Here is a 16,821-nt window from a genome sequence, read left to right as displayed (position 1 = left end):
GCTCAGGAAACCTTGTACTTCTGCACGAGCGTCCGGACCGCCTCCACGAGCTTCGCGCCATCGAGGTTGCGGTCCTTCACCGACGCAATCCAGGCGTCGATCACCGGCTGCGTGGTCTTGCGCCAGCGACCGGCCTCGTCGACCGAGATCTCGCCGATGACGTTGCCGCTGCGCTTGGAGACCATCTCGAGCACTGCGGCGCCGGCATCGTCCCACGTCTTTCCGGCCATGGTGGCTGCCGGCATGCCCGAGTTGGCGTCGAGCACCTTCTTCAGGTCGGCCGGCACCTTGTCGTAACTGCCCTTGTTCATCGCGAGCACGAAGGTCGCGGTGTAGAGGGTCGGCGATCCCGGGATGCCGGTGTGGTACTTCAGCAGCTCCTGAACCTTGATCGCCGGGACGACCTCCCAAGGCACGACGCAGCCGTCGATCACCTTCTGAGCGAGGCTCTCGGGCACCTGCGGGATCGGCATGCCGATCGGGCTGGCGCCCAGCGCCTTCAGCGCCTCCCCGGCCTGCCGCGTCGGGAAGCGCAACTTCAGACCCTTGAGGTCCTCCATCGTCTTCACCTGCCTGTTGGCATGGATCAGCCCGGCATCGTGTGCCCAGGCGCAAATCAGGTGGACCTCCTTGAATTCGTCCTTGAGGTAGGTGTCGGCATATTCCTGGAACGCCCGCGCATTCACGATGCCGAGCTTGTCGGCGACGAAGGGCAGCTCCATCGCCTCGCTGGCCGGAAAGCGGCCCGGGGTGTTGCCCGGCAGGGTCCAGACGATGTCGGCTACGCCGTCGCGCGCCTGGTCGTAGAGCTGCGGCGGCGCGCCGCCCAGCTGCATCGCCGGGAAGATGGTGATCTTGATGCGGCCGTTGGACTCAGCCTCGATCTTGCGCACTAGCGGCGTCAGGAACTTCTGATGGATGTTCGAGGCAGCCGGCAGGAAATGGTGCAGCTTGAGGTTGACCTCGGCGGCCTGTGCGTAGCCCTCGCGCAACAGCGCGGGCGCCGCCACGGCGGCGCCGGCAAACGCAAACATCTTGCGACGATTGATCGGCATTGATGCCTCCCTAGGACTTTTCTTATGGGAGGCAGCCTAAATCAGACTCCTCTCCCCCGATAGGGGGAGAGGAACACGAAGGTTCGAAACCCTTAGCGTACTTCCGACATGATCTGCTTCTTGGCTTCTTCGGCCAAGCGCTCCGACTGCTTGCGGATCGTGTGATCCTCCATCGGCTTCCCGGCGGCAGCGAGGTCGCTCATCAGCTTGTGCACGACGTCCGAATCGCCCGGCTTCTCGAAGTCGGCCATCACGACTTCCTTGGCATAGGCCTCGGCCTCGGCGCCCGCCTTGCCCAGCAGGCCGGCGGCCCACAGGCCCAGCAGTTTGTTACGGCGGGCGTTGACCTTGAATTTCAGCTGCTCATCGTGCTCGTACTGCGCTTCGAAGGCTTTCTCGCGATCGTCGAACGTGGTCATCGGCCGCTCCGGTTGGGCATGTCGGGCGCTATATAGCGGCGGCGACAGCGTCTTTCCACCCCGCGTTCGCAGTGGCAATGTCACGCCCCGCAGGGAGGAAAACGCGCCATGTCGATGGAAATGCTCAAGGATTGGATCGGCCGGACGCAATCCGTGGAGGACCTCGCCGCTCCCTTCCCGGTCCGCGCCCTGTCCGCGACCTTCGACGAGAAGCACGACCCCGACCCGAAGAACGGCGACCCGCTGCCCCCGCTCTGGCACTGGCTCTATTTCCTAGAGATCGCGCCACAGTCGAAGATCGGCCCCGACGGCCATGCCGAGCGCGGCGACTTCCTGCCCCCGGTGCCGTTGCCACGGCGCATGTGGGCCGGCAGCCGTTTCTCCTTCGATGGCGAGCCGATCCAGGTCGGCGAGACGATCCGGCGGCTCTCCGAGATCAAGTCGGTCGAGCCGAAGTCGGGCTCGACCGGATCGATGGTCTTCGTCACCGTGCAGCACACGATTTCAGGCCCCCGCGGCGTGTCCTTCGTCGAGGAGCACGACATCGTCTATCGCGAGGCGGCGAAGGCGGGGGAAGCGCCCAGGCCGCCCCGGCCGGCGCCGACGGACGCTACCTGGACGCGCTCGGTCCTGGCCGATCCGGTGCTACTGTTCCGCTTCTCCGCCCTCACCTTCAACGGCCACCGGATCCATTACGACCAGCCCTATGTTACGGGAGTCGAAGGCTATCCCGGGCTGATCGTGCATGGCCCCCTGATGGGCATGCTGCAGATCGAACTGGCGCGCCGCTCCAACCCAGGTAAGGTGGTCAGGAGTTTCGAGTTTCGCGCCTTGTCGCCCGTATTCGGCGGGGCGTCACTCGGCGTACATGGCCGCCGCGAACGGGACGGCTCGATCACGACATGGATCGCCGATCCCAACGGCGGTCTGGCGCAACAGGGCAAGGCGACCTTCCGATGACCCATACGCATCATTCCGGCTGCGGTTGCCTCGCCGCCCTCTCGCGCCGCCACCTGCTCGGCTTCGGTCTCGGCGTTGCCGCCGCCGCGGTTGCCGGCCCGGCAATGGCCGCCGACGATGCCTACGAAGCGATGCTGATGAAATGCATCGACCCACGCTTCACGACCTACACCTGGAAGTACATGTCCTCGCGCGGCTGGGAGAACCAGTACAGCCAGTTTAACATCGCCGGCGGGCCCATCGCCGCGGTGGCGCCCATCTTCCAGGAATGGCGCGCCGCCTGGGAAGCGAACCTCGATATCTCGGTCCAGCTTCACAACGTGAAGCGCCTGATCGGCATGGCCCATCGCGACTGCGGCGCCGCCGCCCTCGCCTACGGCAACCGCATCAAGACCGACCGCGCCTTCGAGACCGACATGCTCAGCCAGGGGCTGCGCGCCTTCCGCGACCAGGCCGGCAAACGCCAGCCGCAGCTCATCGTCGAGCTCGGGATCATGGACCTGAACGGCACCGTCGAGACGGTGGCGTAGCCAACGTCCCCGCGCCCCTCGTGCCCGAGCAATCCCTCCCCTTCGCGATCGACAAGGACGCGGCGCTGGAACACCAGCTTGCCGCCCAGCGGGCGCGGCGCCCGGCCGATCCCCTCCTGTCCCTGGTCGTGCCGGTCTTCAACGAAGAAGAGACGATCGCCCCCTTCCTCTCCACCGTGGTGCCCCTTCTCGAGCGCCATGGCGTCCGGTTCGAAATCGTCTTCGTGAACGACGGCTCCCGCGACGATACCTTCGCACGCCTGTTCCACCGCAGCCGCAGCGACCGGCGCCTCCGCATCGTCAACCTGTCGCGCAACTTCGGCAAGGAGGCCGCCCTCACCGCCGGCATCGACTATGCACGCGGCGACATCCTGGTTCCCATGGACATCGACCTGCAGGATCCGCCCGAACTGATCGGCTCGTTCGTGGCGCGCTGGCGCGAAGGTTACGACATCGTCTACGGCATCCGTACCGCGCGCCACACCGACACGCCGGCCAAGCGCGTCTCGGCCGGCTGGTTCTACCGGGTGTTCAATTCCATGTCGCCAGTGCGCATTCCGCCCAATGTCGGGGACTTCCGCTTGGTCGACCGCCGCGCGGTCGAGGTGCTGCGTCAGTTGCCCGAGCGCAACCGCTTCATGAAGGGCCTGTTCGCCTGGGTCGGCTTCAACTCGGTCGGCGTGCCCTACGAGCGGCCCGAACGCGTCGCCGGCACGAGCAAGTTCAACTTCTGGCGGCTCTGGAACTTCGCCATCGACGGCGTGGTGAGCTTCTCGACCGCGCCGTTGCGGGCCTGGTTCTACGTCGGCCTGGCAATCGCCACGGTGGCCGTGCTCTACGCGCTGTTCATCGTCACCCGCGTGCTGATTTTCGGCGTGGACACCCCTGGCTACGCCTCGCTGCTGATCGCCATCCTGCTGATGGGCGCCATCCAGCTCCTGTCGCTGGGGATCATCGGCGAGTATCTCGGCCGCCTGTTCGTCGAGGTGAAGGGGCGCCCAATCTATGTCGTCGAAGGCATCTATGAAGAAGCCTCGCCGAAGCCGCCGGTGACCTGACTTTCGATGGATCTCAAGGAAGAAGACATCCTGGGCGCCGGTATCGGCAGCCACTGGTATTATCGCTCCAAGGCCGCCGCGCTGCGCCGCGCCGTCGCCGGCCTCACGCCCAGGCGGCTGCTCGATGTCGGCGCGGGCTCGGGCTTCTTCTCGCGCCATCTGCTCGAGGCGACACCAGCCGAAAGCGCGCTTTGCGTCGACATCGGCTATGCCGCGGACCGCGACGACAGCGTCGCCGGCAAGCCGGTACGCTATCGCCGCGACACCGGGCCGATCGACTGCGATCTTGTGCTGATGATGGACGTGCTGGAGCACGTCGACGACGACCGCTGGCTCCTGCGCCACTATGCCGAAAAGGTGCCGGCGGGCGCCCATTTCCTGGTAACCGTGCCGGCCTTCGCCTTCCTGTGGAGTGGCCACGACGTCTTCCTCGAGCACAAGCGCCGTTACCGCCTGCCCGAGATAGAGGCTGCGATGCGTGACGCCGGCCTCGAGATCGTGCGCGGCAGCTACTATTTCGGCTTCGTCTTCCCGCTGGCCGCCGCCGTCCGCCTGGCCGACCGCAATACCACCGAGCCGCGCAGCAGCCTCAAGAAACAGGGTGCCGTCACGAACGGATTGCTCACCGCAATCTGCGCCGCCGAACTCCCCCTCTTCCCGATCAACCGCCTCGCCGGCCTCTCCTGCTTCGTGCTGGCCCGGAAGCCTTAGTCCCCTCACCTAGTCTCTCCCCCATCGGGGGAGAGGAATATGAGGTTAGCCCGCCGCCGCCACGTCCTTCGAGGCGATGCGCTTGCGCCTGGCGTTGATCTCGCGCAGCGTCACCATCATCTCCTCTGCGACGATGTCGCCGGGGATGCCGTCGCCCTCGGCTTCGAGTTCCTTCATGTCGACCCAGACGCCGTAGAGCGGCGCGGTGCGGGAAGTGATGATGCCGGCATGCAGGAGCGTCTTGATCAGGACACGAAAGATGTTGGTGCTTTCCTTCAGGTTGGCGCGGCGGTCCTCGTCGGTGAAGACTTCCTTCATCGCGTCACGCACCCACTGCCAGTCGAGTCCGTACTTGGCGTAGATGACCTGCTTCTGCTCAGCGTTGATCAGGTTGAACAGCAGCGTCTGGAAGATCTGAGCCGCCCAGTCCTCGACCTTCCTGTGCTCGTCCTCGCTCAGATGGCCGATCGTGCGTGACGCCCAGATCCGGCCGAAGCGGTGGTGGAAGGCCTCGTCGCTCATTACCAGCTGGACCAGGCGGCGCAGCACCGGGTCGTTGGTCTTGGCATTGAGTGTCGCGAAGGAGCCCATGGCGATTCCTTCGATCAGCATCTGCATGCCGACGATCTTCTTGTAGACCTCCTCTGTCGTCACCAGATCGGTGAGGACCGTCGCGATGGTCTTGCCCACCGGCAGGGGGGCTCCCCAGCGGCGGCTGATATAGCGCGTGAACCCTGCAACATGCCGGGCCTCCTCGCGGGCCTGGTTGGCGGCGTACTCCTGGGCGCCGGGATCGAGCAGGATGTGGCACAGGCTCGCCGACAGGGAGAGCGCACCCTGCTCGCCGTGCAGCAGGTTGGAGATCGACCAGTGCATGACGTCGTTGCCGAGCCCGATCCTCTGGCCCTCGTCCAGCCGGTCCGCCACCGCGCTTTTCAGCTCGACGACCGTATCCAGCGGCATGATGGGCGTCTTCGACATGTCGAAGGGCTGGTCGAAATCGATATAGCTCTTGTCGAACGGGTCCCAGAAATGGTCGTGGGTGGCCGAAATGATGCCGTCGAAGGCGTCAGTGCGCCGCCCGTAACGGGGAACTTCCAGCATCGCCGGAAAATCCTCGCGTCCGACCGTGTCATAGGCCTTGTCGTAAGTGATTTGCTGGGCCATGTGAGGCCTCCTGTTCCGAGGTCAATATGACGGCCCCGTCACCTTTTTCAATGGATTTTTCCCCAATACCGGAGCATGGCGTTTCCGCCATATTCCGCCCGAACGGCGGGCGATCCGCATCGCCCGCGCAGGAGTAAGACATGTCCCGCCGTCGCCGCATCTACGAGGGCAAGGCCAAGACCTTGTTCGAGGGGCCTGAGCCCGGGACCATCGTCCAGTACTTCAAGGACGACGCCACCGCGTTCAACAACCAGAAGAAGGGCACGATCACCGGCAAGGGCGTGATCAACAACCGCATTTCCGAGTTCCTGATGACCAAGCTCGGGGAAATCGGCGTGCCCACGCATTTCATCCGCCGCCTGAACATGCGCGAGCAGCTCATCCGGCAGGTCGAGATCATTCCGCTCGAGGTCGTGGTCCGCAACGTGGCGGCCGGCTCCTTCGCCAAGCGCTTCGGCGTCGAGGAAGGCACGCAGCTCCCCCGCTCGATCATGGAGTTCTTCTACAAGAACGACACGCTGGGCGACCCGATGGTCACTGAGGAGCATATCACCGCCTTCGGGTGGGCGACGCCGCAGGACCTCGACGACATCGTGGCGCTGACCTTGCGCGTAAACGACTTTCTGTTCGGCCTGTTCCTCGGCTGCGGCATCAAGCTGATCGACTTCAAGATCGAGTTTGGCCGCCTCTACGAGGACGACATGGTCCGGATCGTGCTGGCCGACGAGATCAGCCCCGATTCGTGCCGGCTATGGGACCTCAGGACCAACGAAAAGATGGACAAGGACCGGTTCCGCCGCGACCTCGGCAAGGTCGAGGAAGCCTACCAGGAAGTGGCGCGGCGCCTCGGCATCCTCATCGACCAGGGACCGGGCGACGTGCGCGGCCCCACCACGCTGCAGTAAAGAGGCGACATGAAAGCCAGAGTCCACGTGACCCTCAAGAACGGCGTGCTCGACCCCCAGGGCAAGGCCATCGGACATTCGCTGAACCGGCTGGGCTTCCCCGAGGTCGGCGACGTGCGCCAGGGCAAGTTCATCGAACTCGAGCTGTCCGAGACCGACCAGGCGAAGGCCAGGGCCCGCGTCGAGGAGATGTGCAGGAAGCTGCTCGCCAACACGGTGATCGAGAACTACTCGATCGAGCTGGTGGGCTGATGAAAGCCGCGGTCCTGGTCTTCCCCGGCTCCAATCGCGAAGGCGATGTGGCGCAGGCGATAGAGTTGGTCACCGGGCGCCGGCCGCAGATGGTGTGGCACGGCGACGGTGACTTCGAGAAGGTCGACCTGATTGTGGTCCCGGGCGGCTTCTCCTACGGCGACTATCTGCGCTGCGGCGCGATGGCCGCGCAGTCGCCGGTGATGGCCGAGGTCAAGAAGCGCGCCGCGCAGGGCGTGCCGGTACTGGGCATCTGCAACGGCTTCCAGATCGTGACCGAGGCCGGCCTGCTGCCTGGCACGCTGATGCGCAACTCACACCTCAAGTTCGTCTGCGCCGACGTCCACCTGCGGGTCGAGACCAGCCAGAGCCTGTTCACCAACCGCTACCAGGCGGGCCAGGTGATCAAGGTGCCGGTGGCCCATGCCGAGGGGAACTATTTCGCCGACGCCGACACGATGAAGCGGCTCGAGGATCGCGGCCAGATCGCCTTCCGCTACTGCGGACCCGACGGCTCGATCGTCGACGGACGCGGCAATCCCAACGGATCGAGCAGCAACATCGCCGGCGTCTTCAACGACACCAAGACGGTGCTGGGGCTGATGCCCCATCCCGAGAACGCGGTGGAGCCGATGTTCGGCGGCACCGACGGCAAGGCCCTGTTCGAGGGCTTGGTGGAAGCCCTTTCGTGAGAGACGCCTCGTGACCGTTGCCCCGGAAAAGAACCCGCCCATCAAGCTGCCGAACGAGCCGGCGATCACCCCGCAGATCGTGGCCGAGCACGGCCTGGCACCGGACGAGTACGAGCGCCTGCTCAAGATCATGGGGCGCACGCCCACGATGGTCGAACTCGGCATCTTCTCGGCCATGTGGAGCGAGCACTGTTCCTACAAGTCGTCGAAGGTCTGGCTGAAGAAGCTGCCCACCAAGGCGCCCTGGGTCATCCAGGGGCCGGGCGAGAATGCCGGCGTCATCGACATCGGAGACGGCCAGGCCGCCATCTTCAAGATGGAGAGCCACAACCACCCCTCCTACATCGAACCCTACCAGGGCGCGGCGACCGGAGTCGGCGGCATCCTGCGCGACGTCTTCACGATGGGCGCGCGGCCGGTGGCCAACCTCAACGCGCTGCGCTTCGGCGATCCGGAGAACGCGAAGACGCGCCACCTCGTGTCCGGCGTCGTGGCCGGCATCGCGGGCTACGGCAACTGCATGGGCATCCCCACCGTCGGCGGCGAGACCAACTTCCACGCCGCCTACAACGGCAACATCCTGGTCAATGCCATGACCGTGGGCGTCGCCCAGACCGACAAGATCTTCTATGCCGCCGCCGCCGGCATCGGCAATCCGATGGTCTACGTCGGATCCAAGACCGGCCGCGACGGCATCCACGGTGCCACCATGTCCTCCACCGAGTTCAACGAGGACAGCGAGAGCAAGCGCCCGACAGTGCAGGTCGGCGACCCGTTCGTCGAAAAGCTGCTGCTGGAGGCCTGCCTCGAGCTGATGGCGACCGACGCCATCATCGCCATCCAGGACATGGGTGCGGCCGGCCTCACCTCCTCGTCCTTCGAGATGGCGGCCAAGGGCGGGCTCGGCCTGGTCATGGAGCTCGACAAGGTGCCGATGCGCGAGACCGGCATGAACCCCTACGAGCTGATGCTGTCGGAGAGCCAGGAGCGCATGCTCATGGTGCTGAAACCCGGCCGCGAGGACGAGGCGCGCAAGATCTTCGAGAAGTGGGAACTCGACTTCGCGGTGATCGGCCACCTCACCGACACCGAGCGCATGGTGCTGACCTGGCACGGCGACGTGGTGGGCAACATCCCGATCCCGCCGCTGGTCACCGAGGCGCCGATGTACGAGCGGCCATGGACCCTGACGCCGCTGCCGGCCGAGCTGGATGCGGCGAAGGTGCCGGCCCCGAACGACTGGAAGGCCTCGCTACTCACCCTGATGAGCTGCCCCGATCTCGCGAGCAAGTCGTGGATCTGGCACCAGTACGACCATCTCATCATGGGCAATACGGCGATCCGCCCGCAGGGCGGCGACGCCGCGCTCGTGCGCGTGCCCGCCGCCTCCAAGGGCACCGCCAAGAGCGCCGGCCACAAGGGCCTCGCCATGACGTCGGATTGCACGCCGCGCTATGTGCAGGCCCATCCCGAGACCGGCGGCCGCCAGGCCGTCGCCGAGGCGTGGCGCAACATCACTGCCGTCGGCGCCCGGCCGCTCGCGGTGACCGACAACATGAATTTCGGCAATCCCCAGAAGCCTGAGATCATGGGCCAGTTCGCCGGTGCCATCATGGGCATGGCGGAAGCCTGCACCGCCCTCGACTTCCCCGTCGTGTCGGGCAACGTCTCGCTCTACAACGAGACCGAAGGCCGGCCGATCCTGCCGACACCGACCATCGGCGCGGTGGGCGTGATCGACGATATCGCGACGTCGGCGGGCTCGCGCCTCGACCAGTCGGGCCTCGCCCTGGTGCTGATCGGCGAGACGAAGGGCTGGCTCGGCCAGTCGATCTATCTGCGCGAACTGCACGGCCGCGAGGACGGGGCACCGCCACCGGTCGATCTCGCCGTCGAGCGTCGCAACGGCGACTTCGTGCGTGGCCAGATCGTCGGCCGCCGCGTCCATGCCTGCCACGACCTTTCCGACGGCGGCCTGCTCGTGGCGCTCGCCGAGATGTGCCTGTCGGGCGGCACCGGCGCCTGCATCAAGCTGCCGGTGCGCGACGTTGCCCCGCATGCCTATCTCTACGGCGAGGACCAGGGCCGCTATCTGATCGCCACCGACGATGGCGGCGCCCTCGTCGAGGCCGCCCGGAAAGCTGGCGTCCCGGCGGTCCTGCTGGGCTATTCCGGCGGTCCGGACATCGCGGTCGACGGGCTGCTCCGCATGCCTCTGCAAGAGCTGCTCGATGCCCACGAAGGCTGGCTCCCCGGCTACATGAACAGCGCCGCCTGAGGATTTCTCATGCCTATGCAAGCTGACGACATCGTTCGCCTGATCAAGGAAGGCATTCCGGATGCCGAGGTCGAGATCCAGGACCTCGCCGGGGACGGCGATCACTATGCCGCGACAGTCATTTCAGCCGCTTTTGCCGGCAAATCGAAGATCCAGCAGCACCAGATGGTCTACGGCGCGCTGGGGGGCCGCATGGGGGGAGTCCTGCACGCCCTCAAGCTGACCACCATGGCGCAGCGACCCTGAACGCCCTATATTCGGGCAACCCCGCGCCCCCGGCGGCGCTCCACGGAGATCGATCATGAGCGAACCCCAGGTGTTCGAGCGTATCCGCGACGAGATCGGCAAGAACGACGTTCTGCTTTTCATGAAGGGAACGCCCGTGTTTCCCCAGTGTGGCTTCTCCGCCGCGGTGGTCGACGTCCTGAGCCAGCTCGGCGTGAAGTTCCACGGGGTCAACATCCTCGTCGATCCGGAACTGCGCCAGGGCATCAAGGAATTCAGCCAGTGGCCGACCATTCCCCAGCTCTACGTGAAGGGCGAGTTCATCGGCGGCTGCGACATCGTCCGCGAGATGTTCGAGACCGGTGAACTCGAGCAGGTCTTCAAGGACAAGGGCGTGGCGCTGGCCGAGGCCGCCTAGAGCGTCGGCGCTACATCGTTCGAGACTGAAACGGGGGCCCAGGTGCCCCCGTTTTGCCGAGCGGAGATCCGGTCACATGACGCCAAGGTCGGCGATGGCTCTGACGATGAGCTGCGTGCCGATCGCCATCATCAGAATGTCGTTGGCGACCCGCACGTACTGGTAGCCCGAGGGAGCCGGCGTGAGCTGGCCCAGCAACGGGGCCGGCAGCGGATAGAACACCACGCCCGCCGGCAGCGGCTGCCCGATCGCCCACAGCTTCTTGGCCTGCCCCGGCGGCAGGCAGCCATTGTTCTTTTTGGCGAGACCCGGCGGACAGTTTCCGGCGGCATAGAGTGGGCGGTAGTAGCCATAGATGGCGCCCCGGTCGCGCTCCGTGACGACGATGTTCACGTTGCCGGGTGCTGCGGCCTGGCTGGGGCCTTTCCCGCTGCCGGGATTTCCCTGTCCGCGTCCCTGGCCCGGCGTATCGCCGCCCGCCCCCCGTCCATTACCCCTGTCGGCCTTGTCGGCCTTGTCAGCACCCCGGCCCTGGCCAGGATTGTCCTTTTGCGCCTGTGCGGGGAGCGCAAGGCAGGTGGCGACGAGGAGCACGAGCGGGAGCGATAGCTTCGTCATGATGGCGACCTCCGGACCTGCCACTGTATCAGCAGGACACGGCATCCCTCCGTGATCGTGCTGTGGCAGGCAGCGAACCGGACAACGCCACCACTTGGGAAAAGTTTCTCGTGAGAGTCACTCGTATCTCTCCGCGCGGCATGTCGCGCGGATGAGCGGGCCACTCGCATTGCGGCCTTCGACAGGTGCGACATCGAACGGTTATGGTCTTGGGATACGCCCCGTGGGCATCGGATATCACAAGTCCGGTACCTGAGTTGGAGTCGGAGGGAGCGAGTCATGTCGAACGGAACTTTCACGGAGTTTCTGGACGCGCTGCGGGCGTTCGAGTCGGGTGTCGACTACGATCACTATCTCTCGGGACAGATCACCGAGGCCCAGATCCGGAGTTGGGTGGGCGACGACAACTGGAACGCCTATCAGGCCGGGGAGCTCTCCTGGCGTGACATGCAGTACACCTCCGTGAACTCGCTGGGCTTCGTCGGCTATCAGTTCGGCGAGCCGCTGCTCATCGACCTCGGCTATTACCTGGACAATACCGGCAACCTGTGGACCGGCAATTTCACCGGCAAGAACGGCGTCGACAGCTTCGACACGCTCAAGACCGACATCCAGGAAGCCATCATCCTCGATGCCTTCGGCTACAACCTCAATGTCATCGAGAGCGGGCTCGAGGCCAAGGGCACCAGCCTCGACGCGCTGATCGGTACCCAGCGCACCTATGTGGACACCAACGGGCAGAGCGTCACCGTCACGCTCACCCTCACCGGCATTCTCGCCGCCGCCCATCTGCGCGGGGCCTGGGGCACGCTGGACCTGCTCAACAATGGCAGCGCCTCGGCCGACGAATACGGAACCTCCATCCTCAAATACATCCAGCAGTTCGGTGCCTACGACACGCCGAGCTATTCGACCCTCATCGCCGCCCATCAGGCGGGCAAGACACTCGCCTTCGCCGAGGAGCTCTGGAACGACGACTTCAACAATGACGGCGCCGTCTCCGACTATGCGGGCTGGGACGGCACCCAGGCGGATGGCGGATCCACGGGTGGGTCCACTGGCGGCTCCACCGGCGGAGGGACAGGCGGCGACGGCGTGGCCACCGTGACCACCATCAACTGGATGTGGGGTACCAATACCGTCCTCGCCTTCGACCCGGACGTCGACGTGCTCGATTTCGGCTGGTTCCAGAAGGACAATTTCTCCATCGCCGAGGTGGGTGGCTCGGTGGTCATCACCATCACCGGCAACAACCAGACCTACAGGCTCGATGGCGTGACGCTCGCCGAGCTCAGCATGGACAATATCCGTGCGAAGGACGCGAGCGCGATCCAGAAATGGGACGCGGCCCTCGACTCGGCGGAGCCGGCGACGCCCAGCCTGTCCATCGCTGACGTGTCGCTGCAGGAAGGCAACTCCGGCACCAGGCTCATGACCTTCATCGTGACCCTGTCCGCGGCAGCAGCCGGTCCGGTCACGGTCGCCTATTCCACGGCCGACGGCACCGCCACGGCCGGCAGCGATTATGTTGCCGCCAACGGCACCCTCACCTTCGCGGCGGGGGAAACGTCGAAGACCATCCAGGTGACGGTCAATGGCGATACGGCCGTGGAGGGCAATGAGGCCTTCACCGTCAGCCTCGCCAATGCCGCCGGCGCGACCATCGCCGACGGATCGGCAACCGGCACCCTGACCAACGACGATGCAGCGGCCACGTTGCCCGCGCTCTCGGTGGGCGACGTCTCGCTGCGCGAGGGGAATTCGGGCACCGCCGAGCTGATGTTCGTCGTCACGCTCGACAAGGCCGCGACCGGCCCCGTGACGGTGAATTACGCCACCGCCAATGGTACGGCGACCGCGGGATCCGACTATGCCGCGTTCGCCGGAACGCTCACCTTCGCGGCCGGCGAAACCTCGAAGATGGTGCATGTCGTCGTGAACGGTGACACCGCGGTCGAGGCGAACGAAACCTTCTCGCTCACCCTCTCCAACGCCACCGGCGCAACCATCGTCGACGCCACTGCGGTCGGGCAGATCACCGACGACGACACGGTCCAGGACCCGGGCAACGGCTCCGGCAAGGTCTATCTCATCAACTCCGTGAGCGGCGCCGATATCGTCGGCTTCAATCCGGCAATGGACAAGATCGACCTCGGCAACGCCAACATCCACTCCTTCATCATCATCGACACGCCGCAGGGCTTCGGCTTCATGAGCCCCTGGAGCGGCGAGACGGTGATCGTGCAGGGCGTCCGGCTCGCCGACCTCTCGGTGGAGAATTTCGGGTTCATCGACAACAATCATTTACGCGAGGCGCTGAGCGGCGCGCTCGCCTGGGAGAACGGACCGGTACTCGCCACCGACACCGTCTATATGCGCTCCCATGAAGTCGGACAGGTTGACCGGGTCGCCTTCGATCCCGCGACTGACGTGGTGAGCTTCAAGTTCTACGGGAGCCGCGAAAACCTCTCGATGACCGACAGCACCGAAGGCGTGGTCATCGCGGATCTCAGCACGGGCCAGAAGCTCATTCTGCTCGGTGTCACCCGGGCCGACCTGTCCCCGGCCAATTTCGAGTTCACCTTCAGCCAGGTCCGCGAGGACGACCTGTCCGGCAAGATCGGCATGGGGCAGGCATCGAACGACCAGATCGTCGACTTCAACCTGCCCATTGCCGGCGGGGGCACGGTGGCGGGGGCGTCCGGGGCCACTGACGGCGTGACCGGAGACGGTGGCGGTGCGCTTCCCGCGCTCTCCATCGCCGACCTCTCGGCGGCGGAAGGCAATGGCGACCATGCGCATTTCATGTTCGTGGTGACGCTCGACAAAGCCGCCGACGGCCCGGTGACGGTGGCCTATTCCACGGCCAATGGCACGGCCATGGCCGGCGAGGACTATGCCGCCTCCAGCGGCACCGTCACCTTCGCCGCCGGCGAGACCTCCAAGATGGTCCATGTGGACATCGCGGGCGACGTGCTTGCCGAAGGCGACGAGACCTTCACGATCAACCTCTCCAACCCCGCCGGCGCCACGATCGCCGACGGCACCGCCATCGGCACCATCGTCGACGACGACAGCGCCCCGGTCCTGCCCACCCTCTCCATCGCCGACCTCGCGATCGCCGAGGGCAATGGCGAGCATGCCCACTTCATGTTCACCGTGACGCTCGACAAGACCGCCACGGGGCCCGTGACGGTGGCCTATTCCACCGCGAACGGCACGGCGACCGCCGGCTCGGACTATGTGGCGACCAACGGCACCCTCACCTTTGCGGCGGGCGAAACCTCGAAGACGGTGCATGTCGATATCAGCGGTGATACCACATTCGAGGGGAACGAGACCTTCACGGTCAACCTCTCCGATGCCAGCGGCGCCACCCTTGCCGATGCGACCGCCACCGGCACCATCGTCAACGACGATCGCGCGCCGGACCAGGGCCATGTGGGGAATGGAAAGGCCGATACGTTCGCGATCACCTGGGCCTGGGGCTCCAACAAGTCGATCGATTTCGACACCGCCCTCGACACGCTCGACTTCGGCTGGATGGCCAAGGACCATTTCTCCATCGCCGAGGCGAACGGCTCGACCGTTATCACCATCGAGGGCAACAACCAGACTTACCAGCTGACCGATGTCTCGCTCGCCGAACTCTCCCTGGCCAATATCGCCGCCAAGGATGCCAGCGCCGTCTCGGAATGGACCGCGGCCCTGGACGCCGCGCGCGCGGCGCACGATTACGATCTGATGATTTGAAGCTGGACGCCCCTACCCGAACGCGTAAGCCGCCATCGACAGGTTCCCCAATGTGAAGCTCCGATGGAGCGCCCTCCCCTGCGCAGCTTCGCCGGCCGCTCCGTACGCGACATGCAGCGGCAGGAAGTGCTCGTCTGTCGGGTGAGCCTCACGGGCGTAGGGGGCGCGGGCGCGGTAGTCCGCAAGGGCCGCCTCGTCGCCCTTCTCCACCGTTTCGGCCAGCCAGTCGTCGAAGGCCCGCGCCCAAGGCTCCGGCTCCGACGCATCCTCGCTGCGAATCAGAGCGCGCAGATTGTGGATGGCGCTGCCGCTGCCCATGACCAGCACACCCTCCTCGCGCAGCGTGGCGAGCTTCCGTCCGAGCGCGATGTGGTGCGCAGGGCCGAGCGCCGGCTGGACCGAGAGCTGGAAGATCGGGATGTCGGCCTCGGGCCAAGCGAGCATGGCCGGCACCCAGGCACCGTGATCGAGGCCGCGGTGATGATCGTGCGCGGCGCCGGTGAGCTTCGCCACCTTCTCGGCGAGCACCGGCGCGCCGGGCGCGTCATAGCGCAGCTTGTAGAGCGCGTCGGGGAAGCCGTAGAAGTCGTGGATCGTGTCCGGCCGGCGGGCCAGCGATACCGCCGGCACGTCGGTGTCCCAATGCGCCGACACCGCCACGATTCCGGTCGGGCGCGGAATTTGCTGGCTGAGGCTGGCCAGGAATGTGCGCGCGGGCACGTCGCTCAGGATGAGCGTCGGCGCTCCGTGGGACACGAAGATGGTCGGCATCGACATTGCTTGTTCCCCGTCGGCTCGTGGCAGCTTGTGTGAAGTTTGGTGTTGCAGAAGGGTAAAGAGTAAATCATGCACGTTATGCGGAGATTGCGACAGGTCGCGGCCTGTCTTGCCTTGTCGACGGGCGCGGCGGCGGTCGTGGCCCCGGCCTCGGCGCAGACCCTGAAGATGGTCGCCCATTCCGATCTGAAGGTCCTGGACCCGATCTGGACGACCGCCTTCATCACCCGAAACCACGGCTACATGATCTACGACACGCTGTTCGCCCAGGATGCCGAAGCGCGCATCCAGCCGCAGATGGTCGACAAGTATGAGGCCTCGGCCGACAAGCTGACCTGGACCTTCACGCTCCGTGACGGCCTGGCATGGCACGATGGCCAGCCCGTCACCGCCGAGGACTGCGTCGCCTCGATCAAGCGCTGGGGCGCCCGCGACGCTCTCGGCCAGGAGATGATGAAGGCGGTCGGCACGATGAAGGCCATCGATGCCAAGACCTTCCAGATCGTGCTCAAGGAGCCTTTTGGCCTCGTCCTCGACGCGCTGGGCAAGCCGTCCTCCACCGTGCCTTTCATGATGCCCAAGAGGGTCGCCGAGACCGACCCGTTCAAGCAGATCGACGACTACACCGGCTCCGGCCCGTTCATCTTCAAGAAGGACGAGTGGAAGCCGGGCGAGAAGGTCGTCTACATCAAGAATACCAAGTACAAGCCGCGCGCCGAGCCGCCCTCGATGCTGGCCGGCGGCAAGGTGGTGAAGGTCGACCGCGTCGAGTGGCTCGCGATCTCCGACCCGAGTACCGCGGTCAATGCCCTCACCCAGGGCGAGATCGACCTGATCGAACTTCCGGTGCCCGATCTCTTCCCGCTGCTGAAGGCCGACAAGAACATCGAACTCTACGGCTGGAATGCGCAGGGCAGCCAGATCATCATGCGCTTCAATCACCTGCAGCCGCCGTTCAACAACCTGAAGGCCCGGCAGGCGGCGATGTATGCCATCGCCCAGG

General features: G+C 65.5%; 17 protein-coding genes. 12 read left to right on the top strand and 5 right to left on the bottom strand.

Features of this window, described 5'->3' with window-relative positions; all coding sequences use genetic code 11:
* Positions 1 to 2: 2 nt before the first annotated feature.
* Positions 3 to 1,055 (bottom strand): TRAP transporter substrate-binding protein, encoded by a 1,053-nt coding sequence (locus Q0Q48_RS19060; RefSeq protein ID WP_295140987.1) that lies wholly within the window; start codon positions 1,053 to 1,055, stop codon positions 3 to 5.
* Positions 1,056 to 1,147: 92 nt separating this feature from the next.
* On the bottom strand, positions 1,148 to 1,474 hold the full coding sequence (locus tag Q0Q48_RS19055; RefSeq protein ID WP_295140986.1) for a DUF1476 domain-containing protein: 327 nt from the start codon (positions 1,472 to 1,474) through the stop codon (positions 1,148 to 1,150).
* Between the two features lie 108 nt (positions 1,475 to 1,582).
* On the opposite strand from Q0Q48_RS19055, the gene Q0Q48_RS19050 reads away from it, so the two are divergent.
* Genes Q0Q48_RS19050 through Q0Q48_RS19035 form a run of 4 tightly spaced genes read left to right on the top strand, consistent with a single transcriptional unit; the run spans position 1,583 to position 4,733 of the window.
* Entirely contained in the window at positions 1,583 to 2,434 is an 852-nt protein-coding gene (locus Q0Q48_RS19050) for a MaoC family dehydratase N-terminal domain-containing protein (RefSeq protein ID WP_295140981.1), read from the top strand.
* On the top strand, positions 2,431 to 2,964 hold the full coding sequence (locus Q0Q48_RS19045) for a hypothetical protein (RefSeq protein ID WP_295140978.1): 534 nt from the start codon (positions 2,431 to 2,433) through the stop codon (positions 2,962 to 2,964). Before Q0Q48_RS19050 ends, Q0Q48_RS19045 begins: the two co-directional genes overlap by 4 nt.
* A gap of 20 nt (positions 2,965 to 2,984) precedes the next feature.
* Positions 2,985 to 4,022: a glycosyltransferase family 2 protein gene (locus tag Q0Q48_RS19040; RefSeq protein ID WP_295140976.1), complete on the top strand. Its 1,038-nt coding sequence runs from the start codon at positions 2,985 to 2,987 to the stop codon at positions 4,020 to 4,022.
* Between the two features lie 6 nt (positions 4,023 to 4,028).
* A complete protein-coding gene (locus Q0Q48_RS19035) occupies positions 4,029 to 4,733 on the top strand; it encodes a class I SAM-dependent methyltransferase (protein WP_295140974.1) in 705 nt (234 codons plus the stop codon).
* Between the two features lie 45 nt (positions 4,734 to 4,778).
* Here Q0Q48_RS19035 and Q0Q48_RS19030 read toward each other — a convergent pair whose 3' ends face one another.
* Positions 4,779 to 5,900, bottom strand: a complete 1,122-nt coding sequence (locus Q0Q48_RS19030; protein ID WP_295140972.1) for a ferritin-like domain-containing protein — start codon at positions 5,898 to 5,900, stop codon at positions 4,779 to 4,781.
* A 140-nt stretch (positions 5,901 to 6,040) separates the two neighbouring features.
* Between Q0Q48_RS19030 and purC the strand changes: the two genes are divergently transcribed.
* From purC to grxD, 6 genes are read left to right on the top strand one after another with little or no spacing between them, the layout of a single operon-like run.
* On the top strand, positions 6,041 to 6,805 hold the full coding sequence (purC, locus tag Q0Q48_RS19025) for a phosphoribosylaminoimidazolesuccinocarboxamide synthase (protein WP_295140968.1): 765 nt from the start codon (positions 6,041 to 6,043) through the stop codon (positions 6,803 to 6,805).
* A gap of 9 nt (positions 6,806 to 6,814) precedes the next feature.
* Positions 6,815 to 7,057, top strand: a complete 243-nt coding sequence (gene purS / locus Q0Q48_RS19020) for a phosphoribosylformylglycinamidine synthase subunit PurS (RefSeq protein WP_295140966.1) — start codon at positions 6,815 to 6,817, stop codon at positions 7,055 to 7,057.
* Positions 7,057 to 7,749 carry a phosphoribosylformylglycinamidine synthase subunit PurQ gene (purQ, locus tag Q0Q48_RS19015; protein WP_295140963.1) on the top strand — a complete coding sequence of 231 codons (693 nt, stop codon included), beginning with the start codon at positions 7,057 to 7,059 and terminating at the stop codon, positions 7,747 to 7,749. The genes purS and purQ overlap by 1 nt, the downstream gene beginning before the upstream one ends.
* Positions 7,750 to 7,795: 46 nt before the next feature.
* Positions 7,796 to 10,027, top strand: coding sequence for a phosphoribosylformylglycinamidine synthase subunit PurL (gene purL / locus Q0Q48_RS19010; RefSeq protein ID WP_295141456.1), 2,232 nt, complete (start codon positions 7,796 to 7,798; stop codon positions 10,025 to 10,027).
* A gap of 9 nt (positions 10,028 to 10,036) precedes the next feature.
* Complete coding sequence (locus Q0Q48_RS19005; RefSeq protein ID WP_295140960.1) at positions 10,037 to 10,273, top strand: BolA family protein; 237 nt, start codon at positions 10,037 to 10,039, stop codon at positions 10,271 to 10,273.
* Between the two features lie 55 nt (positions 10,274 to 10,328).
* Positions 10,329 to 10,670, top strand: coding sequence for a Grx4 family monothiol glutaredoxin (gene grxD, locus Q0Q48_RS19000; protein WP_295140957.1), 342 nt, complete (start codon positions 10,329 to 10,331; stop codon positions 10,668 to 10,670).
* Positions 10,671 to 10,742: 72 nt separating this feature from the next.
* On the opposite strand, the gene Q0Q48_RS18995 is transcribed toward grxD, so the two are convergent.
* Positions 10,743 to 11,288: a hypothetical protein gene (locus Q0Q48_RS18995; RefSeq protein WP_295140954.1), complete on the bottom strand. Its 546-nt coding sequence runs from the start codon at positions 11,286 to 11,288 to the stop codon at positions 10,743 to 10,745.
* A gap of 279 nt (positions 11,289 to 11,567) precedes the next feature.
* On the opposite strand from Q0Q48_RS18995, the gene Q0Q48_RS18990 reads away from it, so the two are divergent.
* Positions 11,568 to 15,041 carry a Calx-beta domain-containing protein gene (locus tag Q0Q48_RS18990; protein WP_295140951.1) on the top strand — a complete coding sequence of 1,158 codons (3,474 nt, stop codon included), beginning with the start codon at positions 11,568 to 11,570 and terminating at the stop codon, positions 15,039 to 15,041.
* Between the two features lie 12 nt (positions 15,042 to 15,053).
* Here Q0Q48_RS18990 and Q0Q48_RS18985 read toward each other — a convergent pair whose 3' ends face one another.
* Positions 15,054 to 15,818 carry a class III extradiol ring-cleavage dioxygenase gene (locus Q0Q48_RS18985; protein WP_295140948.1) on the bottom strand — a complete coding sequence of 255 codons (765 nt, stop codon included), beginning with the start codon at positions 15,816 to 15,818 and terminating at the stop codon, positions 15,054 to 15,056.
* 78 nt (positions 15,819 to 15,896) lie between these two features.
* Here Q0Q48_RS18985 and Q0Q48_RS18980 point away from each other — a divergent pair.
* On the top strand, positions 15,897 to 16,821 hold a 925-nt coding region (locus Q0Q48_RS18980), incomplete at its 3' end, for an ABC transporter substrate-binding protein (protein WP_295140946.1).

This window comes from uncultured Reyranella sp. (assembly GCF_945957355.1).
Lineage (GTDB): Bacteria > Pseudomonadota > Alphaproteobacteria > Reyranellales > Reyranellaceae > Reyranella.
The sequence above is the reverse complement of the archived record's forward strand: the minus strand, read 5'-3'. Positions and strand labels throughout refer to the sequence as shown.